The following is a 21,964-nucleotide window of genomic DNA, read 5'->3' as shown; positions in this document are numbered from 1 at the left end:
TCAGGCCGGGGTCGACTTGAGCAGCCGGGTCACCGCGATCATCGCGCCGCCCACCACCGCCGGGATCCCGCCGCCGGGGTGCACCGACGCGCCGACCCGCCACAGCCAGGGCCGCCAGGGGTCGTTGTACGAGGGGCGGTGGAACGGGCCGCTCAGCCACGGCGGACGCGCGGCCCCGTAGAGCGCGCCGTGGGGCTCGCCGCCCCCGGCGTAGTACTGCGGATCGAGCACCATCTGCTCGTCGAGGAGGTCGGTGAGCGGTCCGTCGAGCCCCATCGCGGACGAGACGCGGTCGACCTCGCGCCGCACGAAGGGGTGCTCGGCCGTGTAGTGACCGCCGTCGGCGGGCGCGGTGAGCAGGATGCCCACGGTGCTGCGCGGGTTCGGGTAGACCTCGCCCGCGCGGTACTGGTTCACGAACACCATGGTGTCCGCCGGCTCGTCGCCCGCCTCGAGGCTGCGGTGCAGCGCGGCCGGCTTCGTCGGCAGCACCACGCTGTGCGTCGGGAAGTCGGCCGGCAGCTCCTCCCGCAGCACCCCGTAGACCGCGATCGCCGAGCAGGAGAGGGTACGGGGGCGCAGTCGGGGGAGCGTGGGGAGCCGCGACGGAGCGGTGAGCGTGGCGAGCCGGTCGGCGTCCAGCGCACTGACGACGAGGTCGGCGGGATGGTGCCCGGCGGCGGTGGTGACCGAGCCGCGCTCGATGCGGGTGACCGCTTCGCCGGTGCGGATGTCGACCCCGGCCGCCTCGGCCAGCCGGCCCAGCGCGAGCACGATCTCGTACACCCCGCCGCGCGGTACCCAGGCGCCGGTCTCCGCCATGATCGCCGGCATGCTCGCGTAGAGGGCGGGGGTGCGTGCGGGCGAGACGCCCGCGTTGAGGGTGTGGATCGCGATGATCTCGCGCAGCCCGTCCGGCAGCCACGGCAGGCCGTCGAGGTACGCACGGGTGGTGAGGCGCGAGCCGTAGACCGCCAGCAGTCTCCGGAGCGCCGGGAGGGCCGCTCGGTCGAGGGGGTCGGCGAGCAGCAGCTCGGTGACGTCGTCGGCGAGGGGCGCGTGCAGGTCCGAGAACCGTCGCCAGGCGGGGTACCAGGGGTGGTCGGGGGCCACCGGCAGGGAGGTCTCGTCGCCCGTGTAGTAGTAGCGGCCCACCTCGGGCATCCGCACCAGGTCGAGGTGGCCGTCGGCACGGGTGCGGTCGGAGGTGCGCCCGCCGTCGCCGAGCCGCCGCAGCAGCTCGTCCCACACCGCCGGGAAGGTCACCAGCGACGGCCCGGTGTCGATGCGGTCCGCGCCGAGCTGGATGCGACGGCTCTTGCCGCCGAGCTCGGGGGCGGCCTCGAGCAGGGTGACGCGGTGGCCCGCGTGCGCCAGCAGCGCGGCGGCGGTGAGCCCACCGATCCCGCCGCCGACCACGACGACGCGGCTCACGGGGCGCCCACCAGCACGATCGAGACCATGAGGAGCACCCCGGCGAACGCCCCCGCGATGTACGGGAACGCGACCGACAGCCGGTAGAGCCGGTGACCGGTCTCCGGCGTCGGGTCGCGCAGCAGGCTCACCACGAGGACGCCGGCGATCAGGAGGTTGACCGCGGCCACGGGCACGCTCACCACGGCGAACAGCGCGGTGGACACGATCCACCAGGACCCGCTCCACAGGGCCGTCCCGCGGGAGCCGAGCAGCACCGCGGTGGTGGTGATGCCCGCGTCCCGGTCCTCCGCGATGTCCTGGACCGCGTCGAAGGCGTGCTTGGCCACGCTCCAGGCCATCAGGCCGAGGGCGGCGGGCCAGACCGGCGTCACCGCGAGGGCCGCGGGCACGATGACCAGTGGCAGGGCGTAGGCCGCGTTGCTCAGCGAGTCGAGGAAGGGCCGCGCCTTGAAGCGCAGCGGCGGTGCCGAGTAGAAGACGAAGACGCCCACGTAGAGCAGGATCGCCGCGTTCGCGAGGGGCGGCAGCGTGAGGGCGAAGGTCGCGAGGAACGGGACGTTGACGATCGCGACGGCCCAGGCGATGAGTCGGACCTCGGACTGCCGGATCCGAGCACCCTCGATGGAGCCCTTGCGGGGGTTGGCCGCGTCGGTGTCCTGGTCGTAGATGTCGTTGACGCCGTAGATGAGCAGGTTGAACGGCAGCGTGAGCCACAGGATGACCGGCAGGGCCCGGAGGTCGAACAGCGTGCCGGTGAGCCACACGGCGACGAGACCGGAGCCGATGGTGTTGATCCACAGCACCGGTCGCGAGATGAGCACCAGGCGGCGCACGGCCAGACCGACTCCGGACGGAGCGGTTCGCAGTATCCGCTCACTGCCGTCAGCCACGGGCCCGAGCGTACCCGGCCCGCATGGACGCCGGGCGACGGCTTCCGGGCCACACTGGGCGGATGCGCATGATGCTCCTCACCGCCGGCACCCGGGGTGACGTGGAGCCCTTCGCCGCCCTGGCGCGGCACGCCGCATCCCGCGGTCACGAGGTACGGCTGGCGCTGCCCGACGACGCGGACGTCCCCGAGGGGGTGGACACCGTGCCGCTCGGCCTGGACGTGCAGCGGCTGCTCTCCCCGGCCGGTCGCACCCCCTGGGGCCTCGCGCGCCACGTCCGCGCCGAGGTGCGGCCCGGGATGCGACGGATGCTCGCCGCCGCGGTGCGGGAGACCGTCGCCTTCGCCCCCGACGTCGTGGTGCACCACCCGCTGGTCCTCAGCGCGCCGATGGTGGCGGACTCGCTCGCCGTGCCCCGCGTGCTGGTGGAGTTCCAGCCGGTCGCCACCCCGAGCGAGCGCTTCCCCGCCGCCGGCGGTCCCACGGCCACCCGCGACCTCGGCGCCCGCAACCGGGTCACCTACGCCGTGCCGCGCGCCGCCGCCCGCCTCTTCGACGCCGACGTGGCACGCGCCGCCGCCGAGCTGCCGAGCGGTCGTCGTCCCGACCGGCGGTCCCCGTCCCGCGCGACCCTCATGGCCGTGAGTCCGGCGCTGCTGCCCCGGCCCGACGACTGGCCGGAACGGGTGCACCAGACCGGCGCCTGGTACGAGGGAACGCCGGTGTCGTCCCCCGACCCCGTCGTCCGCGACTTCCTGGCGACCGGCCCGTTCCTCGTCGCGTCGTTCGGCTCCATGGCGAGGGGTGATGCGGCGGCCCGCGGCGGCGCGATCGTCACGGCCGCCCGCTCGCACGGCCTGCGGGTGCTGCTCGTCACCGGGTGGGGCGGGCTCGCGCTCCCGGCGGAGTGCCGCGGCCCCGACGTGCTCGCGGTGCCGTCGGTGCCGTTCGACACGGTGTTGCCCGGTGCGAGGCTCGTCGTGCACCACGGTGGGGCCGGGACCTCGCACGCCGTCGCACGGGCCGGCGTGCCCGCCGTCGTCGTGCCCGTCACCGCTGACCAGCCGTTCTGGGCCGCACAGTTGCATCGGCAGGGGGTGGCCGCGGCCCCGGTCCCGCTGCGCCGCCTGTCGGCCCGCACCCTCGTGCCCGCGATGCACGACGCCCTGTCCCGTCGGGAGCGGGCGGCCGAGGTCGGTCGACTCGTCCGTCGGGAGCACGGGGTGCAGCGGGCGCTCGACGTGCTCGAGTCCCTCTGACCCCGACGGGCGAGGGACGCCCGGGAGCAGGCCGCGCTAGATCTCGACCTCGTACGGCTCCGTGTGGAGGAGTTCGTGCACGCCCGCGATGACCTCGCTCGGGCGGAACGGGTACTTGTCGATCTCGGCCTGGTCGCTGATGCCGGTCATGACGAGCACGGTGTGGAGCCCCGCCTCGATGCCGGCCTGCACGTCGGTGTCCATCCGGTCGCCGATCATGCCGGTGTTCTCGGAGTGCGCGCCGATCCGGTTCATCGCCGAGCGGAACATCATCGGGTTCGGCTTGCCCACGACGTAGGGCTGCTTGCCGGTGGCCTTCTCGATCATCGCGGCGATCGCACCCGTCGCCGGCAGGACGCCCTCGGCGCTCGGACCGGTCGCGTCGGGGTTCGTCACGATGAACCGGGCGCCGCCGAGGATCAGCCGGACCGCCTTCGTGATCGCCTCGAACGAGTAGTTGCGGGTCTCGCCGACGACGACGTAGTCCGGCGCGGTCTCGGTCATGATGAAACCGGCCTCGTGCAGCGCCGTCGTCATGCCGGCCTCGCCGATCACGAACGCCGACCCGTTCGGCATCTGCGAGGCGCAGAAGTCAGCCGTCGCGAGGGCGGAGGTCCAGATGCGTTCCTCGGGCACCTCGAGCCCCGACCAGCGGAGCCGCGCGCTGAGGTCACGCGGGGTGAAGATCGAGTTGTTCGTGAGGACGAGGAACTCGGTGCCCTGGTCCTGCCACTGCCGGATCAGCTCCGGCGCGCCGGGGAGCGCCTGGTTCTCGTGGACGAGCACGCCGTCCATGTCGGTCAGCCAGCACTCGACCTCGTCGCGGGATGCCATGGGGTCAGCGTAGTGCGGGCGGCCGCCGGCGGCCGGACGGGAGGCGCGGCGGACGCACCGTACGCTGGTCACGTGACCCAGGGCCTCCCGTCCGGCGACCTGCCGGAGCCGACGCCGGCGCTCCCACCCACCCACGAGGCGACGACGCACGGCGTCGGACCGCACCCGCGGCCGTGGCCCGAAGGCGACCGGTACGACCCGGAACTGCTCGAGCACGGCGACACCCGCAACGTCGTCGACCGCTTCCGGTACTGGAGCATGGCGGCGATCGTCGCCGACCTGGACACCCGCCGGCACGACTTCGACGTGGCGATCGAGAACTGGCAGCACGACCTGAACATCGGGTCGATCGTCCGGACGGCGAACGCGTTCCTCGCCGGCACCGTGCACATCATCGGACGTCGTCGCTGGAACCGACGCGGGGCGATGGTCACCGACCGGTACCAGCACGTCCGGCACCACGAGGACGTGGCCACGTTCCTCGAGGTCATGCGTGCCGAGGGGCGGCCCGTCATCGCGATCGACAACACACCCGGGGCCTCGCGCATCGAGACGGCGGAGATCCCGGAGCGGTGCGTGTTCCTGTTCGGGCAGGAGGGGCCGGGGCTCACCGACGAGGCCGTCGCGGGCGCGGACGGGCACCTCGAGATCACGCAGTTCGGGTCGACGCGGAGCATCAACGCCTCGGCTGCGGCGGCGATCGTCATGCACAGCTGGGTCGTCCGGCACGCGGAGCTCCCCGCCTGACGGTTGGCGGGCGCCGGCGGGGCGGGGTGGTGCCGCGTGGTGGCCGCCGAGGTCGCACGACTCGCCGCGTGCGTCCCGCCGAGGTTGCAGAATGTCGCGTTCTCGGGCGTCGAGGGTGCACGATTCTGCGACCTCGGCGCCCCCGCTCGCGCCGGGCTGCGCCCGGGCTGCGCCCGGGGTCGCGCCGGGCTAGCGCCGCGCGGTGGTGCGGCGGGCGACGAGCCTCGGCTCGACGAGCACCTCGGTGGTGGGCAACGCCGGGTCCGCGATCCGCTCGAGCAACCGCGCGCCGGCACCACGGCCGATGTCGATGCTCCGGTCGTCGATGCTCGTGAGACCGACGTAGCGAGAGGCCGCGATCGGGGTGTCGTCGTACCCGATCACCGAGATGTCCTCGGGGACGCGGAGGCCCCGTTCGGCGATCGCGGACATCGCGCCGAGGGCGGTGACGTCGTTCGCGGCGAACACCGCCGTCACGTCGGGGTGTTCGTCCAGCAGGCGGTGGGTGCCGGTGACGCCGGTCTCCTCGGTGACGTCGGCGGCCAGCACGACCGCGACGCCACTGACCGACGCGCCGGTCGTCCCGCCGGTCGCCAGCTCGGCGGCGATGCCCGCACGCCAGCCCTCGAGCCGGGCGTCACTCGCTGCCGACTGCCCGCCGACGAACCCGAGCCGCACGTGCCCGAGCTCGATGAGGTGCTCGGCCGCCATCCGGCCGCCGGCCAGGTCGTCGTTCGCCACCGTGTCGGCCCGCGGCAGCGCTGCCCGCCCACCCGCGACGACGACCGGGGTGCTGGCGGGGACGACGAGGTCCGGGTCCGGTTCGCCGGCGATCACGAGGCCCTCGACCCGCATCGACAGGAACCCCTCGACCGGGGAGACGTCGAGCCCGGTGTTGAGGAAACGGTCCGCGACGACGAGGCGGTGTCCCTGGTCCTGGAGCGATTCGCGGAGGCCGGTGAGCAGGTCGACGAACCACTGGTTGCGGAAGTCGTCGAGCACCACGCCGATCGTCCGGGAGCGGGTGCCGGCGAGCGACACCGCCGCGGTCGACGGACGGTAGTCGAGCTCCTGGATCGCGGCGAGGACGGCTGCCCGACGCTGCTCGCTGACCCGGGGTGACCGCTGCAACACGAGGGACACGAGCGACTTCGACACCCCCGCGCGAGCGGCGACGTCGTAGATCGTCGCGGGCTTGGTGTTCCCCATCGTCATCCTCGACCTCCGGCTGCGCACCCGCCGGGTGCGTCCCGACGATCGTAGCGCTGTCGCGCTCCACGCCGGCAGCCGGTGCGCAGCCCACGCCAGCCTGGGAGCCGCCAGCCCGGGCGCCGGCGCCGGCCCGGGCCCGGGTCAGCCGATCAGGCTCGGCCGCAGGTCGCGCAGCGTCCGCGTCCGCGTCTGCCGTGCCGTGACGAGGTACGACACGAGCAGCGCCCCGAGCAGCCAGCAGAGCAGGACGCCCGCGTCGCTCCAGGCCGTGGCCAGTGACCCGCCGTACATCGTCTGCCGGATCGCATCGACCGAGTACGTCATCGGCAGGGCGAAGTGCAGCGCGGCGAGCGGCCCCGGCAGGGTCTGCCACGGGAAGGTGCCGCCCGCGGTGACGAGCTGGATGAGCATGAGCACCAGGCCGAGGAACTGTCCGACGGAGCCGAGCAGCACGTTGAGCGTCATGATGATCGCCGCGAAGGTCGCCGACGCCAGGATCATGATGCCGACGGTCCCGCCGGCGTGCACCACGTCGAGGTCCAGGGCGTACCGGACGATGAGGAACAGTGCGGCCATCTGCACCACGCCGAGGAGCGCCGGGGTCAGCCAGCCGCCGAACACCACCCGGAGCGGACGGCGGACGGCGGTGATCGCCCGCTTCGAGATCGGCTTGAGGATGAGGAACAGCGCGTACATGCCGATCCAGGCGGCCAGCGAGATGAAGAACGGTGCCAGGCCGGCGCCGTAGTTCGAGGCAGCGGCCACGTTGTCGTCGCCGACCTTGACCGGGTCGGAGATCACCTTCGCCTGCGCGGCGCGCTGGGACGCGGTCGACGCCGGGATCTTCGTCCGGCCCTTGTCCAACTGCGAGGCGAGTTCCGAGGAGCCGGACCGCAACGAGTGCAGGCCGGTGGCGAGCGACTTCGCGCCCTCGTCGGCCGAGGCCGCTCCGGTGGCGAGCTGCGATGCGCCGGAGGACAGCTGCGGGGCGGCCGCGGCGAGCTGCTGCGTCCCGCCGGCGACCTGTGCGGCACCGTCCGACAGGGTGGACGCACCGGAGGCGGCCGTCGCGATGCCGGAGGAGAGCTGCGGTGCGGCGTCGGCGAGCGTCGCGGCTCCCGCCGAGACCTGCTGGGCGCCGGCGCTCAGCGTGTCGATCTGCGACGTGGTGTCGCCGAGCTGCTGCTTGGCGTCGGTGCCGGCGCTGTTCGCCTGCTGCACTGCGGACGTCACGGTGGCCGTCAACGCCTGCTGCTGCTCGGGGGTCAGGGTGACGCCCTCGGGCAGGTTCGACGTGATGTCGGTGAGGACCGTGTCGGCGTCGATCGGTTGGATCGCCTGCACGGTCGTGTTCGCGGCGTCGACCCGCGCGGCGAGCTCGGCGTTGCCGGCCGCGACCTGCGCGGCCCCGTCGGCGAGCTGGCGGGTCTGGTCCGGCAGGGCGGCCGTCTGCTGCTGGGCGGACTGGAGGCCCGTGGCCAGGGACGCCGCACCGCTCGCGACCTGCTGCGCGCCCGAGTTCAGCGCCCGGGTCTGGGTGGGCAGCGACGCCGTGCTCGATGCCAGGGTCGAGGCGCCTGCGGAGAGCTTCGCCGTCCCGGCCTCGAGGGTGTCGGCCCCGTTCGCCGCCTTCGTGGCGCCGGACGCGAGTTTGCCGGCACCGTCGACGGCGTCACCGAGGCTGTCGCGGACGTCGGCGAGCCCGACGAGCAGCGTGCTCGCGGCCTCTTTCCCGACACGTTCGGCGACGGCGGTCCGCATGGTCTTGCCGGCCTGCTCCGCGATGGTCGAGGCGAGGTAGGAGTTCGTGTCCGCCGTGGTCATGACGAGTTCGGCGCGCTGCGGGTCGTCGGACTGCGCCGAGGCCAGCGACTCCGAGAAGTCGTGCGGGATCGTGACGACGAAGTCGTACGTGCCGTTGCGGACGCCGGCGCGGGCGTCGGTGGCGGTGGTGCGCTTCCAGTCGAAGTCGCCGCCGTCGATCGCCTGCTTCGCGACGTCCGCGCCGTAGTCGACGTGTTCGCCGTCGAGGGTGGCACCGGCGTCCTGGTCCACGATGGCGGCCGGGATCTGGTCGAGCTTGGCGTACGGGTCGCGGTTGGCCCAGAGGTACGCGCCGCCGTAGAGCAGGGGCACGCACATCAGCGCGATGAACGCGAGGCGGGCGAGGGGGGTGGCGGTCAGGCGCGCGAGTTCGGCGCGGACGAGCGAGGGGATGGTCACGAGCGGGTCTCCAGGGGAGCGGTTGCGTCGGTGGTGGTGATGGTGTCCGGGTCGGCGGTCGTGTCGAGCGGCTCGTCGGCGACGGTGTCGAGCAGTGCCGAGGCCGTCTCCGCCGCGGCCTTCGAGGTCACGAGCACGACGGTGGTGCCGCGTCGGGCGATCTCGCGGACGACGGCGAACCAGTCGGCCACCGTGCCGCCGTGCCGTTCGGGAGCGGTGATGACGAGTCCGGTGACGTCCGGCCGCAGGAGTGCCAGTTCGGCGAGCAGCCGCACGCGGACGTCGGTCGGCACGCGCTGCACGTGGGTGTCGGCCCAGCTCGTCATGCCGAGTTCGTCGAGCACGGTCGCGACGTCGCTGCGGGAGGGTCGGCGTCCGGCGAAGGCGAGCTCTTCGTGCACGATGCGCTTGAGGCTCATCACCGGGAACGGCTCGGCGACCCCCGGGGTGTCGACGAGGGCGAACGCCCGGCGGATGCCCGCGGGGTCGTCGTGCCCGTCGAGCAGGACCCGCCCGGTGTCGGGCTTCATCCGGCCGCCGGCGACGAGGGACGCGAGCACGGGTGCCTGCTCGGTCTCGACGGCGACGATGCCCGGGTGTCCGGGGGCTGCGACGGCGCTGACGGCGGGGAGCGCGGCGCCGGGTTCGGTGCCGATGCCGACGGCGGCGAGTTCGAGCGTCATGCGGGGTCCTCCGGGAGGGTGGCGGGCAGGGCGAGCAGGGCGGTGCGCCAGTCGACGCCCGCCATGCCGAGTGCGGAGAGGACGACCATGCGGCGACCGGCGTCGTCCGGGGTCGCCGAGCGTGTGGCTTCGTCGAGGACCGCCAGGCACGCGCCCTCGACGAGTCGCCCGAGGGTCGCGGCATCGACGTCGTCGCGCATCGACCCGTCGGCGATGCCGAGGGCGCAGGCGTCGCGGACCTGCTCGCGCAGCGGGGCGAACACCGTGGCGACGGTCTCGACGAGTGGTCCGCGGACGGCGATGACCGCCATCGAGCGGACGTGGGACACCTCGGTCCAGAGGGTCACGGCGATCGCGGCCAGCCGGGAGGCCGGGGGGAGCCCGGCGAGGGCGGCTCGGCTGGGCATCGCGGCCAGGATGCGCTCGGCGCCGCCGGCGACGACCTCGCGCATGAGGTCGTCGCGGGAGGGGAAGTGTCCGTAGACCGCACGCCGGGACAATCCGGCGTGCGCGGCGATCGATTCGAGGGACGCGTCCGGATCGGCCTGCAGGAGCGTCCGGGCAGCCTGGACGAGTGCGGCACGGTTCTCGGTCGCGTCCCGTCGTGGCGCGCGGGCGGGCCGATCGGTGGTGGTCATGCACCCATCCTAATAACCTGCACACCGGTGTGCAACTTTGCAGAACCACAGGTTCTGTCCCCTGAACTGCCGACTCCCTGTGTTGCGGGTGACCACATAGCTTCATCAGAACTTCACCCCGAAGTCGGACAGAGCCCAGGAGTGTGCTGCGTGCCACGAGCGACACCACCCAACAACCCTTCCCGTCGGTACCGCTCCCCGCGGCTGCTGACCTCGATCGTCGCGGTGGCGGCACTTGCCTGCGGCGGACTCGCCGTCGGCGGTGCGGCCTCGGCGGCACCGGCCGCCGTCCCCGCCGCGGCCGACCTCAAGCTCTCCGCCCCGCTGCGGAACGCCAAGCCCACGAAGACCGTCAGCGCGTTCGTCCGCACCACCGGTGCCGGCGCGCTCGAGGTCGACGCGGCGGCGAAGGGCGGCGACCTGACCCGGTCGAAGCGCCCTTCCTCCGCCGCGCAGAGCCGCGTCGCGACCATCGAGTCGACCGTCGCGAAGGTCCGGGCCGCGGTGCGTGCCGCTGACCCGGACGCCACCGAGCTGTACGCGACCGAGTACACCGTCCCGGGCATCGCCGTCGTCGCCGACGTCTCCGCCCTGGCCGAGATCGCGAAGCGCTCCGACGTCGCGAGCATCGTCGCGCTCACCCCGAAGAAGGTCGTCGAGCCGACCGTGAACGCGGACGACGGTGCTGCCCCGTCCGGCGTCGACCCCGACATGGTCCGCCCCGGTGCCGACGGCGTCAGCCCGAAGAACGCGGCGAGCGACCTCTACACCCGGGCGTACGACGCCTGGACCGCCACCGGCCACACCGGCAAGGGCGTCAACATCGCCGTGCTCGACACCGGCCTGGACTACACGCAGGCCGACTTCGGCGGCCCCGGCACGACCGCGGCCTACCAGGACGCCCTGGCCAGCACCGGTGCCCCGGCGAGCAGCTGGTACGACCCGTCGAAGTTCCTCGGCGGCTACGACTTCGCCGGCCCCACCTACAACGCGGACCCGAGCTCGACGGCCTACCAGCCGGTCCCCGCGCCGGACGCGAACCCGATCGACGGCAAGGGCGGCGACCACGGCACCCACGTCGCCGGCACCGCGGCCGGCTTCGGCCTCAACGCCGACAAGACCACCTTCCGCGGCGACTACACCTCGCTGACGCCGCAGCAGGTGCAGGACATGTGGGTCGGTCCGGGCAGCGCGCCCCAGGCCGGGCTGTACTCCCTCAAGGTGTTCGGCGACGGCGGCGGGTCCACGGACCTGACCGGCGCGGCGCTGGACTGGGTGGGACAGGCGCTCACCGAGGGCAAGGACATCAACGTCATCAACCTGTCGCTCGGGTCGGACTACGGCGCGACCGACGACCCCGACAACCAGAAGATCGACGCCCTGACCGACCGCGGCGTCCTGCCCGTGATCGCGTCCGGCAACGCCGACGACTTCACCGACGTGGGCGGCGCACCGGGCACGGCCGAGGGGGCCCTCACGGTCGCCGCGGCCGCCACCGGCCAGAGCCTCTACGACGGCGTCCAGGTGACCCAGCCCGAGGACCTCGCGAAGACCTACCGCTCGCAGTACTCCTCGAGCTACCAGGGCACGCTCCCCGTCGAGGGCGACGTGTTCGTCCCGACGGTCGACGTCGACGGCTGCACGCCCTTCACGGGTGACGAGGCCGCTGCACTGAAGGGCAAGATCGCCTGGCTGAAGTGGACCGACGGTGCACTCGAGTGCGGCTCGGCGGTGCGCTTCAACAACGTCCAGGCCGCCGGTGGCATCGGCGTCCTGCTCGCCGGCACGGTCAACGAGTTCGACTCGGGCATCGCGGGCAACGCGACCATCCCGGGAGCCGAGCTGACCGCGGACAGTGCTGCGAGCCTCCAGGCCGCGGCGAAGGCCGGGACCCTGCACGTGCGCTTCGCCGACGAGCTCAAGGGCTTCGACGTCGCCGAGGGCCAGGCCACGACCAACACCCTCGCGCCGTTCACGAGCCGGGGCGTCCACGGATCGGTCGACGACATCGTCAAGCCGGACATCGCCGGCCCCGGCGTCAACGTCATCTCCGCCGCGAACGGCACCGGCAACGGCCGAGTGTCGATGAGCGGTACCTCGATGGCCACCCCGCACGTCGCCGGAGTCGCCGCCCTGGCGTTCGAGGCCCACCCGGGCTGGAGCGCGCCGGAGGTGAAGGCCGCGCTGATGAACACCGCGACCTCGGACGTGCAGCAGAGCGCCACCGACGACCAGACCGCCACGCTGCTCCGCCAGGGCACCGGTCGCGTCGACGCGCTGCAGGCGGTCCAGGACACCACCACGGTCCGCAGCCAGGAGAACGACAAGCTGGTCACGGCGTCCTTCGGCGTCGTCGAGGTGAGCGGCCCGACGACCGCCAAGCGCACCCTGCTGGTGCGCAACACGGCCGACGTCGCCCACACGTACTCGGTGGCGTACGAATCCCGCATCGCCAAGTCCGGCGTCGCCTTCTCGCTCAGCGCGAAGACGGTGACGGTCCCGGCGAACGGCACGGCCACGGTCACCCTCACCATGACGGTCACCGATCCGACCCTCCTGCGGAAGACGATCGACCCGACGCAGGAGCAGGTCCAGCAGGGCTACCCGCGTGAGTTCGTCTCGGCGGCCACCGGCCTGGTGACCTTCACGCCGGCCGCGTCCGACGTGACGCCGATGCGACTCGGTGTGTACGCCGCGCCGAAGCCGGTCAGCGCCGTGCACGGCGACGACGTCAGCTTCACCGGATCGTCGACGTCGAGCACCATCGCGCTCAGCGGGGCCGGACTCTCCCAGGGCAGCGGGTCCGCGAAGTACACGGCCCTCGCGGCTCCGTTCGTCCTCGGCGGCACCGACCCGAAGGAGGCCTTCCCGGCCGGTTCGGCCCAGCAGTCCCTGGCGGCCGCTGACGTCCGTGCCTTCGGGGCGAGCTCCACGGCCGCGGGCCTGGCGGACAAGTCGCAGGGCGTCGTGTCCTTCGGTGTCCAGACGCAGGGGCCGGACGCCGACCCGGGTGCGGTCACCAACGTCGAGGTCCTCATCGACACGAACCGCGACGGCACGCCGGACTACCTGACCTACGACGCGAAGTCCTCGGTGGTCGACGCGACGTTCGTCACGACGGTCGACCTCAACGACCCGAAGCAGAAGACGGTCGACACCTGGCCGCTGAACGCCGACGAGTCGCAGGACACCAACACGTTCGACTCCGCCGTGAAGGTGCTCCCCGTGTCGCTCTCGGCACTCGGCTACACCGCCACGTCGAAGAACACGACCTTCGACTACCAGGTCGTCACCGAGTCTGCGTACGCGCCGGGTGCGGCGACCACCGGGTCCTCGGTCGTGGACGAGACGAAGTCGGTCACCTTCGACGGCTTCGCCCCGGCACTGTCCTTCACGCGCGGCGGTGTCTCGACGCCGCTCTTCGCGGACGACTACGCGATCCGGGTCGACCGGGCCGTGTCGACCGCGAACGCGAAGGTGCTGCTGCTGCACCTGCACAACGCGGTCGGGGACCAGGCCGACGTGCTCACGGCGAACGCCGTGCAGCCGGCACTCGCACTGCAGTCCGGCAGTGCGGTGACGGTCACCGGCTCCTCGCTGGTCGGTTCGAAACTGCAGGGCAAGCCCGGCACGTGGAACACCAGCGGCGTGACGTACTCGTACCGCTGGCTCCGTGACGGTCAGTCGATCAGCGGCGCGACGTCGGCCAGCTACAAGTCGACGACCGCGGACGTCGGACACAAGCTGTCCCTCCGCGTCACCGCGTCGAAGACCGGCTGGACGAGCGCGACGGCGACCTCGAAGGCGACGAACGCCATCCACAAGTAGTCCGAACGACGGAACGAGCGGGCGTCCCCACGGGGGCGCCCGCTCGCGCTGTGTCGGGCCAGGGTCATGGGCCGCACGATGCGTCTACAGGACAGGTAGTTAGACGAACTAGGTACTTCGTGCCAGTGTTGCACCATGCGAACGAACACCCTGGTGCAGCTCCGGCAGAACCCGATGGAGTGGCGTCGCCGCGGCCTCACCCCGCCGGACGCCATCCGGGCCATGGTCGAGGAACGGCTCGCCGAACCCGGCCACACCCAGCCGCTCGGCGACCCCTCGTACGCCGACTTCTTCCGCGGCTGACGCCGTCGCGGTCCCACCGCGACCACGCACATGACGGGAGGCCCGGTACCAGCTGGTACCGGGCCTCCCGTCATGTGCGTCTCGGGCTCAGTTGCCGATCTTGCCGTCGGCAGCCTGCTCGGCCTTGTCGATCTGGTCGCCGTGGCCGCCGCCGGTCGCCTTGTCGGCGGCGCCGGCCGCCTTGTCGAGACCGGCGTCCGTCGCCTTCTCGCCCTTGTCGCTGTTCGCGAAGTCCTTCGCCTTGTCGCTGAGGTCGCTCATGGTGTTCCTTCCGTTCGTCGGATCACTGACGGGTCAACCGTGCTCGGCGTCCGCTCTGCGCGCGCTCAGGCGCTCGGCCGCCGGCGCGGATCAGGCGTCGGGTCGTTCGTCCGCTGCTTCGCGTCCGCGGTCGGTCTCCGGCATCACGTCCTGCGGGGCTCCCTCGACGGAACCGATGCCGCCGTCGGTGAGCTCCTCGGCCTGCTGCGTGTCGAGCAGGCGGTTCATGTCGTCGATCGGGTCGCTCATGGTGGTTCCTCTCGTCGAGCGGTCGTGTCACACCAGCGTGCTCCGGAGCCGGACCGTCACGCTCAGCCGGACCGCCGCGAGGTGGACCGGGGGTCAGGCGACGACCTGGACGACCGTGCCGAGCGGGAGGGCGTTGACCGCGTCGATGGCGTCCCCGTCGAGTCGAACGCACCCGTGTGACACCGCACCCCGGGCCACCGACTCGTAGTGGACGCCGATCAGGCCGCCGTCGTCGCCGCCGTACGGCTCGTCGGCTGCCGCGGAGTGCAGGGTCGTCAGGGTGATGTCGTGCACCGTCTGGTCCTGCGCCGGGTCGAGGTACCGCGCCTGGACGTACCCGACGACCCCGGTCGGCGTCGGCGTCCCACCGGCGCCGACGCCCGCCGGGAACTCGTGCTCGGTCTTCCCGCCAGCGTCGACGATCGACACCGTCTGCGCACCGACCGCGATGACGAGGTGGTCCGAGAGCGCCTGTCCGCGGTGCAGCAGGTCACGGCGGACCCACCCGGCGGTCTGCGCGGCGGCGCCGTTCGGTGCCACCGACGGGAGTTGCTGTCGGCTCGGCGTCATCACGAGCGCCCAGTCGCCGGCGAAGCGGAGGGGGACGACCACCGTCGCGTCGCCCAGGAAGTTCTGCGCGGCCAGGCGTGCCACCGGCGTCGTCCGGTCGTCGCCGTAGAGCGGGGCGTCGGTGCTGATCGTCCACGCGTGGTCGGCGCTCTCCGGCACGTCGGGCTCGTACGAGGGCAGCAGCCCGCCGATGACGGCGTCGTACTTCGCCTCCGGAAGCGCGGCGACGGCCGCGGCCGAGGGGGCGCGGTAGTTGTCGGCGTGGGCCGTGGCGGTCGCCGAGGGTGTGTGGGTCGGGGTGGTGCCGGCCCTGGCCTCGGCGTGACAGCCGGTCAGGCCGACGGTGAGCAGGAGGGCGAGGGCGACCGGGGCGAGGCGCCGCGCGCTGCGGGTGGTGGGCATGGTGTTCTCCGTCGTGGTGGGCCGCCGGGTGACGAACGGGGGCACGGCGTCTGCACGCCGTGCCCCCGACCTGGTGTCCTGCTGGATCAGCCGCTGACGACCGGCAGGGTGCCGACCGGGGTGCGGGTCGGCGTGGTGCCGGTGGTGCCGGTGCCGGTGCCGGCGCCGGCGTTCGGGGTGCCCGTGGTCGGCGTGCCCGTTCCCGGGGTGCCGGCGGTCGGGCCGGTGGTCGGCGTGCCGGTGCCGGGGGTGCCCGTTCCCGGGGTCCCGGTGCCGGGGGTACCGGTTCCGGGGGTCCCGGTTCCCGGGGTGACCGCGACGGCGGGGAGCGTGATGGTGAAGTCGATCTCACCCTGGCCCTGCGCGCCACCGATCTGGTTCACGGACAGCTTCTGCACCTGGGCAGCCGAGTCCGAGAACGTGCCGGTCGTGGTCCACGTGCCGTCGGCCTGGACGAGCACCTGCGGCGCCGCACGGTTGCCGTCGGCGTCGAGGACGTTCACCAGGTCGCCGACCGTGCCGGTCCCGGTGAAGGTGACGGTGCGCGAACCGACGGTCGAGCCGTCCTTCGGTGTGACCAGCGTGAACTGCGACGCGGGCGTCGCGGCCGGCAGGTTCAGCGTGAGCTGGGCCTGACCGCCGTTGCCGCCACCGCGGACGTCGGCCACGGTGACCTTCTGCTGCTGTGCGGCGTCGTCGGCGAAGGTGACCTGCAGCGACCACTGCTCGTCGGCACCGACCCGGACGAAGTTGCTGAACCCGCCGAGGCGATCGCCGGCTGCGTCGAGCACGTTGACCTGGTCGCCCTCGCGGCCGGTCCCGGTGAAGGTGACGGTGCGGGACGTGAGGTCCGCGTTGTCCGCCGGCGAGGTCACCGAGAACTCGGCCTGCGCCTTCTCGGCCGCGGCCGTCACGGTCAGCGAGGCGACGGTCGACAGGTTCGGCCGCTGCTCGTTGATCGTGTACGTGTGGGCGTCCGTGTCGGTGCCCGGGATGTCGTACGAGAGCGTCCAGGTGCCGTCGGCGTCGATCGGCGTGCGCTGCACCGGGAAACCGACGTCGAAGTTCACGGTGTCGGCGTCGTCACCGGTGCCGGTGACCGTCAGCGTCCGACCGGAGACGGACTGCCCCGTGATCGCGAACGGCTTGTCGGCCGCGGCGGAGATCGTGGTCTGACCGTCGCGGTTCAGGCCGTTCGGCAGGGTCTGCGTGATCGTGTACGTGTTCGCGGCGGTGCTCGTGCCGGGGATCGTGTACGTGATCGTCCAGTTGCCGTTCGCGGCGATCGGGTGACGCGTCGCCCGGAAGTCCTCGTCGAGCTGGATGTTGTCGCCGGCGGTGCCGGTACCGGTGACCGTGAGGACACGGCCGTCGACCGACTGGCTGGTGACCGTGAGGTCGGCCGGGTCGGCGTTCGCGGGGGTGGCGACGAGCGTGATGCCGCCGATCACGATCGCGGCGCACGCGGGGATCGCGAGCGCCTTCTTGCTCCAGAGGGCCTTGTTCATCGTCGAACTGCTTCCCGTGCTGCATGACGGCACGGTTCAGATGCGCGCGGGCGCGCGGAGGGCGCGCCAGCGGTTGCGGCGTGCGGATCTCGCATTCACCGGCGGGGCAGGGAAACCCCAGATGGCACCGCAGGGAAACGGTGTCGTCGGCAGGTTACGCCAGGGCCGCAGAAGTTCCATCCCGGAACGAAGATTGTCCCCCGGAACCTGGCCGATCTTCAGCTTTGCTCCTCGGCCTGCGCACCCCGGTGACGCGGAGATGACCAGCCGATAGACTCTGGTGGACCACCGGCCCGGACGGCCGTGTGCGGTCCTCCGCCAACGTGAGGAGAACCAGATGCCCGCAGCAGTCATCATCGGCGCCCAGTGGGGCGACGAGGGCAAGGGGAAGGCCACCGACCTCCTCGGTTCCCGCATCGACTACGTCGTGAAGTTCAACGGTGGCAACAACGCCGGGCACACCGTCGTCGTCGGCGGCGAGAAGTACGCGCTGCACCTGCTCCCCTCGGGCATCCTGACCCCCGGTGTCACGCCGGTCATCGGCAACGGCGTCGTCGTCGACCTCGAGGTCCTGTTCCAGGAGCTCGACGCGCTGAAGGCCCGCGGGGTGGACGTGTCGAAGCTCCGCGTCTCCGCGAACGCCCACGTCATCACGCACTACCACCGCACCATCGACAAGGTGACCGAGCGGTTCCTCGGCAAGCGCCAGATCGGCACCACCGGTCGCGGCATCGGACCGACCTACGCGGACAAGATCAACCGTGTCGGCATCCGCATCCAGGACATCTTCGACGAGAACATCCTGCGCCAGAAGGTCGAAGCGGCCCTCGACCAGAAGAACCACCTGCTCGTCAAGGTCTTCAACCGTCGCGCGATCGACGCCGAAGAGGTCGTCGAGTCGCTGCTGTCCTTCGCCGACCGCCTGCGTCCGATGGTCGCCGACACCGCGCTGGAGATCCACCGCGCACTCGAGCGAGGCGAGACCGTCCTGTTCGAGGCCGGCCAGGCCACCATGCTCGACGTCGACCACGGCACGTACCCGTTCGTGACGTCCTCGTCGGCGACCGCCGGTGGCGCGGCGACCGGTTCGGGCATCGGCCCGGGCAAGCTCGAGCGCATCATCGGCATCGTCAAGGCGTACACGACCCGCGTCGGCGCCGGCCCGTTCCCGACCGAGCTGTTCGACGAGTCGGGGGAGTTCCTCCGCGCCAACGGCTTCGAGTTCGGCACCACCACCGGTCGCCCGCGTCGCTGCGGCTGGTACGACGCCCCGATCGCCCGGTACACGGCGCGCATCAACGGCGTGACCGACTTCGTGCTCACGAAGCTCGACGTCCTGACCGGACTCGAGACGATCCCGGTCTGCGTCGCGTACGAGGTCGACGGGGAGCGCGTGGACGAGGTCCCGGTGTCGCAGTCGGACTTCCACCACGCCAAGCCCGTGTACCAGGAGTTCCCCGGCTGGACCGAGGACATCACCGGTGTCCGCGAGTTCGGCGACCTGCCGCAGAACGCGCAGGACTACGTGCTCGCGGTCGAGGCGATGTCCGGCGCGCGGATCTCGGCGATCGGCGTCGGCCCCGGCCGCGACGCCATCGTGGTCCGGCACGACCTGCTCGGCCAGGGCTGAGCGTGCGGATCCTCTTCGTCTGCAGCGGCAACATCTGCCGGTCGCCGCTCGGCGCCCAGGTGCTGCAGGAGCGTCTCGGGTCGGCCGCCTCGGTGCACCTCATCGAGTCGGCCGGCACGATCGCCGACGACGGCGCCGTCATGGACGGTGCCGCGGCCGCCCAGTCGGCCCGCCTCGGTGGACACCCCGACGCGCACCGCTCGCGGTACCTGACCGAGCAGATCGCCGGGTCCGCGGACCTGGTGCTGACGGCCGAGCGGTCCCACCGTGCCGCCGTCGTGCAGCTCGCGCCGCGGGCAGCGAAGCGGACGTTCACGATCAAGCAGTTCGCCCGGGTGCTCGACGGCCTCGAGCCGAGCGACCTGGCCGACGTGCACGCGCCCGAGGCCCTGGTGGAACGGGTCGCCCGGCTGCGCGGGACCGTGCCGCCGCCCGCCGACCCGGCGGACGACGACGTGGACGACCCCTACCGTCGCTCGGAGTCCACGCACGTGCGGGTCGCGGACGAGATCGACGCTGCCCTGACGACGATCGCGGACGCCCTGCGCGCGGTGTCCTGAGGCGGGGCTGCTCGTACCCCGTCCGCGACGTCGTCCGGATGGCGAGTACCCCGATCGGTCCTCCTGTACCCCGATCGGCGGTCCGCGAAGCCCGGAGTTCCGGGCTTCGCGGATGAACATCCGGGGCTGAACCCGTGAATCGACGGGCCCCGCTGTCGATCGGTGCGATCGGTGTCGTAGCGTTCACGTACTGCACCACGTACCCCGAACACGACAGGAGAGCGCGATGACCACGACCATCAACCGGACCGCAGCCGGGACCGACGTCACCCTCGACACCGAGACCGTCGACATCGTCGCCGTCCTGGAGGCCGAGGCTGCCACCAGCGCCCGCGCCGCCCGCGCGAAGACCACCTGGACGCTCGAGGGCGACGACGAGTGGGTCGCCAACTACGGCGGCTACTTCGGTGGTTCCGTCGACAAGCGTGACGGCCGGTACGTGGCCTCCGACACCTTCGGCCTGGTCGTCGGCGACTTCACCTCGCTCGAGGACGCGCAGACCGCGCTCTCCGAGCACCTGCACGTGATGCTGCCGTCGGTCATCCGCCCGACCGCGTAGCGCACCCCGCTCCACTGACGACGCCCCGCTGGCTCCGGCCAGTGGGGCGTCGGCGTGTGTGCAGCGACATCCCCGGTCACTCCGGCAGTCGGTAGGACCCCACCGTGATCGCGTGCGCACCCTGCCCGGCGAGCACCCGGACGACCGCATCCGCGCGGGGCCGGTTCGGCACCGAGTCCTTCGCCGCCCACGCCGCCAGGGCCGACTGCAGCTCGTGGTCGTTCGTCACGATGCTCGTGGTCACGGTGCCGCTGCGGTCCTCCGGCTGCACGAACGTCGCGGCTGATGGTGCCGAGTAGAACACGCACGTGTCGAACCAGGTGCGGGCGACGCCGGTCTGCTCGTCGACGAACCGGGCGAGACGGCGGGCCTGCTGCCGCACCTGGTGTGCCGGCGACGCCCCCTTCGCCTGGACACGGACCTGCCACCAGTTCTCGGCCTCCTGCTCGCCGTTGAGCACCGTGCGGCTGCGGACCTGCACCGCGAACGGCGGCACGAGGGACGACTCGTCGACCAGGTTCCGGAACGCCGGGTGCACCTCGCTCGGTCGGCGCCCGTCGAACACGATGCCGCCCCACCGCTTGCTCTCGATGACCAGGCCCCGGCCGGACTCGGACACGAGCACGTGGTCGGCCTGGGCGACGAACTTCCGCCACGGGCCCTGCTCGGTCTCGCCGACGGGGACGAAGACCACGTTCGTCATGAGCACGCCGCTGATCCCGGCGGCGCGGCAGGCCCGGAGGATCGCCTGCTCGGAGGCTTCCTCCCACTGCATGCCGCGGCGGGCGAGGGCACGGCTCTCCTCCGCCTCGCTGAGGGCGTCCTGCCGGGCAGCGTCGGCCGCGGCCACCTGTGCGGCGCGGTCCGCCTCGAGGCGTGCCGTCGCGTCGCGGTGCGCCGCCTCGCGCTCGGCGAGTTCCGCGGCGCGCGTCCGTTCGGCGGTCGCCAGTTCGGAGCGGGCGGAGGTCTGGTGTCGTCGCAGGAGGACCACCAGGACGACCACCACGACGGCGAGCCCCCCGGCGACCAACCACGGCACGAGGTCGTCGGTCATGGCACCACCCCACCACGCCCGTCGGCCTGGAGGCGCGTCCTGCGTCGGCGCGTCTCCGTCGCCTCCGCCCGTGCGTCAGGCGGCGCGGCCCGCGAACCGGTCCGTCGTCTCGAGCAGCGCGTCGAGGATCCCCGGCTCGTCGAACGCGTGGCCGGCGTCGTCGATCAGCCGGAACTCCGCCGAGGGCAGCGCCCGGTGCAGGTCCCACGCGGTGACCGCCGGGGTGCACATGTCGTAGCGCCCCTGCACGATGACGGTCGGGATGTCCCGCAGCCGGTCGGCGTCGCGGATCAGCTGGCTGTCTTCGAACCAGCCATCGTGGGTGAAGTAGTGGTTCTCGATCCGGGCGAACGCCAGCGCGTACGTCGGGTCCGCGTACCGGGCGACCAGGTCCGGGCGGGGGAGCAGCGTGATCGAGGCGGCCTCCCAGCTGGCCCAGGCGACCGCGGCGGGACCGTGCACGGCGGGGTCCGGGTCGGCGAGCAGCCGCTCGAACACGCGGACCAGGCCGCCGGGCTGCCGCTCCTCGGGCGCCAGGGGAGCGAGGTACCCCTCCCACAGGTCCGGCAGCACGTTCGCGGCACCGCCCTCGTAGAACCAGTCGATCTCGCTCGGACGCAGCGTGAAGACACCCCGGAGCACGAGTTCGGTGACCCGGTCCGGGTGCGTCTCGGCGTACGCCAGGGCCAGGGCGGACCCCCACGACCCGCCGAACACCTGCCACGCGTCGATCCCCAGGTGCTCGCGCAGTCGCTCGATGTCACCGACCAGGTTCCAGGTGGTGTTCGTCGACAGGTCGGTCATCGGATCGCCGGCGTGCGGCAGGCTCCGACTGCAGTTCCGCTGGTCGAACAGGACGATCCGGTAGCGCTGCGGGTCGAACAGTCTGCGGTGGTCGGGGGAGCAGCCGGCACCGGGGCCACCGTGCAGGAACACGACGGGCTTGCCGTCGGGAGCGCCGCACTCCTCCCAGTAGACCTGCTGGCCGTCGCCGACGTCGAGCATGCCGGTCCGGTTCGGTTCGATCGGTGGGTGGAGCTGGCGCACGGGCGTCCTCTCGGCGGTGGCGGGAACGGGCGGGTCGCTGCCACCGTACCGCCGCCCGGGACGTGACCGG

The 21,964-nt window shown here is 72.5% G+C and carries 20 protein-coding genes; 7 read left to right on the top strand and 13 right to left on the bottom strand.

Annotation, left to right across the window (positions count from 1 at the left end; all coding sequences use genetic code 11):
- Complete coding sequence (locus E9228_RS07575; RefSeq protein ID WP_166779944.1) at positions 1-1,434, bottom strand: FAD-dependent oxidoreductase; 1,434 nt, start codon at positions 1,432-1,434, stop codon at positions 1-3.
- Complete coding sequence (locus E9228_RS07570) at positions 1,431-2,327, bottom strand: UbiA family prenyltransferase (protein ID WP_166779943.1); 897 nt, start codon at positions 2,325-2,327, stop codon at positions 1,431-1,433. Before E9228_RS07570 ends, E9228_RS07575 begins: the two co-directional genes overlap by 4 nt.
- Before the next feature lie 62 nt (positions 2,328-2,389).
- Between E9228_RS07570 and E9228_RS07565 the strand changes: the two genes are divergently transcribed.
- Complete coding sequence (locus E9228_RS07565) at positions 2,390-3,586, top strand: glycosyltransferase (protein ID WP_166779942.1); 1,197 nt, start codon at positions 2,390-2,392, stop codon at positions 3,584-3,586.
- Between the two features lie 36 nt (positions 3,587-3,622).
- On the opposite strand, the gene E9228_RS07560 is transcribed toward E9228_RS07565, so the two are convergent.
- Positions 3,623-4,420 carry an HAD-IIA family hydrolase gene (locus E9228_RS07560; RefSeq protein WP_166779941.1) on the bottom strand — a complete coding sequence of 266 codons (798 nt, stop codon included), beginning with the start codon at positions 4,418-4,420 and terminating at the stop codon, positions 3,623-3,625.
- A gap of 72 nt (positions 4,421-4,492) precedes the next feature.
- Here E9228_RS07560 and E9228_RS07555 point away from each other — a divergent pair, with 72 nt between their 5' ends.
- Positions 4,493-5,167, top strand: a complete 675-nt coding sequence (locus E9228_RS07555; RefSeq protein ID WP_425248370.1) for a TrmH family RNA methyltransferase — start codon at positions 4,493-4,495, stop codon at positions 5,165-5,167.
- 189 nt (positions 5,168-5,356) lie between these two features.
- Here the strand turns inward: E9228_RS07555 and E9228_RS07550 are convergent, their stop codons facing one another.
- From E9228_RS07550 to E9228_RS07535, 4 genes are all read right to left on the bottom strand, one after another.
- Positions 5,357-6,376 (bottom strand): LacI family DNA-binding transcriptional regulator, encoded by a 1,020-nt coding sequence (locus tag E9228_RS07550; protein WP_166779940.1) that lies wholly within the window; start codon positions 6,374-6,376, stop codon positions 5,357-5,359.
- A 144-nt stretch (positions 6,377-6,520) separates the two neighbouring features.
- Positions 6,521-8,602: a YhgE/Pip family protein gene (locus tag E9228_RS07545; protein WP_166779939.1), complete on the bottom strand. Its 2,082-nt coding sequence runs from the start codon at positions 8,600-8,602 to the stop codon at positions 6,521-6,523.
- A complete protein-coding gene (locus E9228_RS07540) occupies positions 8,599-9,285 on the bottom strand; it encodes a hypothetical protein (RefSeq protein WP_166779938.1) in 687 nt (228 codons plus the stop codon). Before E9228_RS07540 ends, E9228_RS07545 begins: the two co-directional genes overlap by 4 nt.
- A complete protein-coding gene (locus tag E9228_RS07535; protein ID WP_166779937.1) occupies positions 9,282-9,923 on the bottom strand; it encodes a TetR/AcrR family transcriptional regulator in 642 nt (213 codons plus the stop codon). Before E9228_RS07535 ends, E9228_RS07540 begins: the two co-directional genes overlap by 4 nt.
- Positions 9,924-10,073: 150 nt before the next feature.
- Here E9228_RS07535 and E9228_RS07530 point away from each other — a divergent pair, with 150 nt between their 5' ends.
- Together E9228_RS07530 and E9228_RS07525 are read left to right on the top strand one after the other, a co-directional pair.
- Complete coding sequence (locus E9228_RS07530; protein WP_166779936.1) at positions 10,074-13,751, top strand: S8 family serine peptidase; 3,678 nt, start codon at positions 10,074-10,076, stop codon at positions 13,749-13,751.
- A 135-nt stretch (positions 13,752-13,886) separates the two neighbouring features.
- Positions 13,887-14,054, top strand: coding sequence for a hypothetical protein (locus E9228_RS07525; RefSeq protein WP_166779935.1), 168 nt, complete (start codon positions 13,887-13,889; stop codon positions 14,052-14,054).
- Positions 14,055-14,141: 87 nt separating this feature from the next.
- On the opposite strand, the gene E9228_RS07520 is transcribed toward E9228_RS07525, so the two are convergent.
- From E9228_RS07520 to E9228_RS07505, 4 genes are all read right to left on the bottom strand, one after another.
- Positions 14,142-14,315, bottom strand: coding sequence for an Rv0909 family putative TA system antitoxin (locus E9228_RS07520; RefSeq protein WP_166779934.1), 174 nt, complete (start codon positions 14,313-14,315; stop codon positions 14,142-14,144).
- Between the two features lie 90 nt (positions 14,316-14,405).
- A complete protein-coding gene (locus E9228_RS07515; protein WP_166779933.1) occupies positions 14,406-14,564 on the bottom strand; it encodes a hypothetical protein in 159 nt (52 codons plus the stop codon).
- A gap of 93 nt (positions 14,565-14,657) precedes the next feature.
- Positions 14,658-15,536: a L,D-transpeptidase gene (locus E9228_RS07510; protein WP_166779932.1), complete on the bottom strand. Its 879-nt coding sequence runs from the start codon at positions 15,534-15,536 to the stop codon at positions 14,658-14,660.
- 86 nt (positions 15,537-15,622) lie between these two features.
- Complete coding sequence (locus tag E9228_RS07505) at positions 15,623-17,044, bottom strand: hypothetical protein (protein ID WP_166779931.1); 1,422 nt, start codon at positions 17,042-17,044, stop codon at positions 15,623-15,625.
- 337 nt (positions 17,045-17,381) lie between these two features.
- On the opposite strand from E9228_RS07505, the gene E9228_RS07500 reads away from it, so the two are divergent.
- The 3 genes from E9228_RS07500 (at position 17,382) to E9228_RS07490 (ending at position 19,793) form a co-directional block, all read left to right on the top strand.
- The gene (locus E9228_RS07500) at positions 17,382-18,674 is read left to right on the top strand and encodes an adenylosuccinate synthase (protein ID WP_166779930.1); all 1,293 of its coding nucleotides are present in this window, start codon (positions 17,382-17,384) and stop codon (positions 18,672-18,674) included.
- 2 nt (positions 18,675-18,676) lie between these two features.
- Complete coding sequence (locus tag E9228_RS07495) at positions 18,677-19,234, top strand: arsenate reductase/protein-tyrosine-phosphatase family protein (protein ID WP_166779929.1); 558 nt, start codon at positions 18,677-18,679, stop codon at positions 19,232-19,234.
- 226 nt (positions 19,235-19,460) lie between these two features.
- A complete protein-coding gene (locus E9228_RS07490; protein ID WP_166779928.1) occupies positions 19,461-19,793 on the top strand; it encodes a hypothetical protein in 333 nt (110 codons plus the stop codon).
- Positions 19,794-19,869: 76 nt separating this feature from the next.
- Here E9228_RS07490 and E9228_RS07485 read toward each other — a convergent pair whose 3' ends face one another.
- Positions 19,870-20,847 (bottom strand): hypothetical protein, encoded by a 978-nt coding sequence (locus E9228_RS07485; RefSeq protein ID WP_166779927.1) that lies wholly within the window; start codon positions 20,845-20,847, stop codon positions 19,870-19,872.
- Between the two features lie 75 nt (positions 20,848-20,922).
- Positions 20,923-21,894 carry a prolyl aminopeptidase gene (gene pip / locus E9228_RS07480; protein ID WP_166779926.1) on the bottom strand — a complete coding sequence of 324 codons (972 nt, stop codon included), beginning with the start codon at positions 21,892-21,894 and terminating at the stop codon, positions 20,923-20,925.
- Between the last annotated feature and the right edge of the window lie 70 nt (positions 21,895-21,964).

The organism is Curtobacterium salicis, from assembly GCF_011759505.1.
GTDB classification, from domain to species: Bacteria; Actinomycetota; Actinomycetes; order Actinomycetales; family Microbacteriaceae; genus Curtobacterium; species Curtobacterium salicis.
This window is presented reverse-complemented; position numbering and strand designations above follow the sequence as displayed.

Bases quoted from the DNA above. Each gene is read 5' to 3' on its own strand.
- E9228_RS07565 (WP_166779942.1), top strand. From the start codon at position 2,390: ATGCGCATGATGCTCCTCACCGCCGGCACCCGGGGTGACGTGGAGCCC.
- E9228_RS07525 (WP_166779935.1), top strand. From the start codon at position 13,887: ATGCGAACGAACACCCTGGTGCAGCTCCGGCAGAACCCGATGGAGTGG.
- E9228_RS07515 (WP_166779933.1), bottom strand. From the start codon at position 14,564: ATGAGCGACCCGATCGACGACATGAACCGCCTGCTCGACACGCAGCAG.
- E9228_RS07560 (WP_166779941.1), bottom strand. From the start codon at position 4,420: ATGGCATCCCGCGACGAGGTCGAGTGCTGGCTGACCGACATGGACGGC.
- E9228_RS07500 (WP_166779930.1), top strand. From the start codon at position 17,382: ATGCCCGCAGCAGTCATCATCGGCGCCCAGTGGGGCGACGAGGGCAAG.
- E9228_RS07550 (WP_166779940.1), bottom strand. From the start codon at position 6,376: ATGGGGAACACCAAGCCCGCGACGATCTACGACGTCGCCGCTCGCGCG.
- E9228_RS07485 (WP_166779927.1), bottom strand. From the start codon at position 20,847: ATGACCGACGACCTCGTGCCGTGGTTGGTCGCCGGGGGGCTCGCCGTC.
- E9228_RS07520 (WP_166779934.1), bottom strand. From the start codon at position 14,315: ATGAGCGACCTCAGCGACAAGGCGAAGGACTTCGCGAACAGCGACAAG.
- E9228_RS07535 (WP_166779937.1), bottom strand. From the start codon at position 9,923: ATGACCACCACCGATCGGCCCGCCCGCGCGCCACGACGGGACGCGACC.
- E9228_RS07490 (WP_166779928.1), top strand. From the start codon at position 19,461: ATGACCACGACCATCAACCGGACCGCAGCCGGGACCGACGTCACCCTC.
- E9228_RS07540 (WP_166779938.1), bottom strand. From the start codon at position 9,285: ATGACGCTCGAACTCGCCGCCGTCGGCATCGGCACCGAACCCGGCGCC.
- E9228_RS07510 (WP_166779932.1), bottom strand. From the start codon at position 15,536: ATGCCCACCACCCGCAGCGCGCGGCGCCTCGCCCCGGTCGCCCTCGCC.
- E9228_RS07505 (WP_166779931.1), bottom strand. From the start codon at position 17,044: ATGAACAAGGCCCTCTGGAGCAAGAAGGCGCTCGCGATCCCCGCGTGC.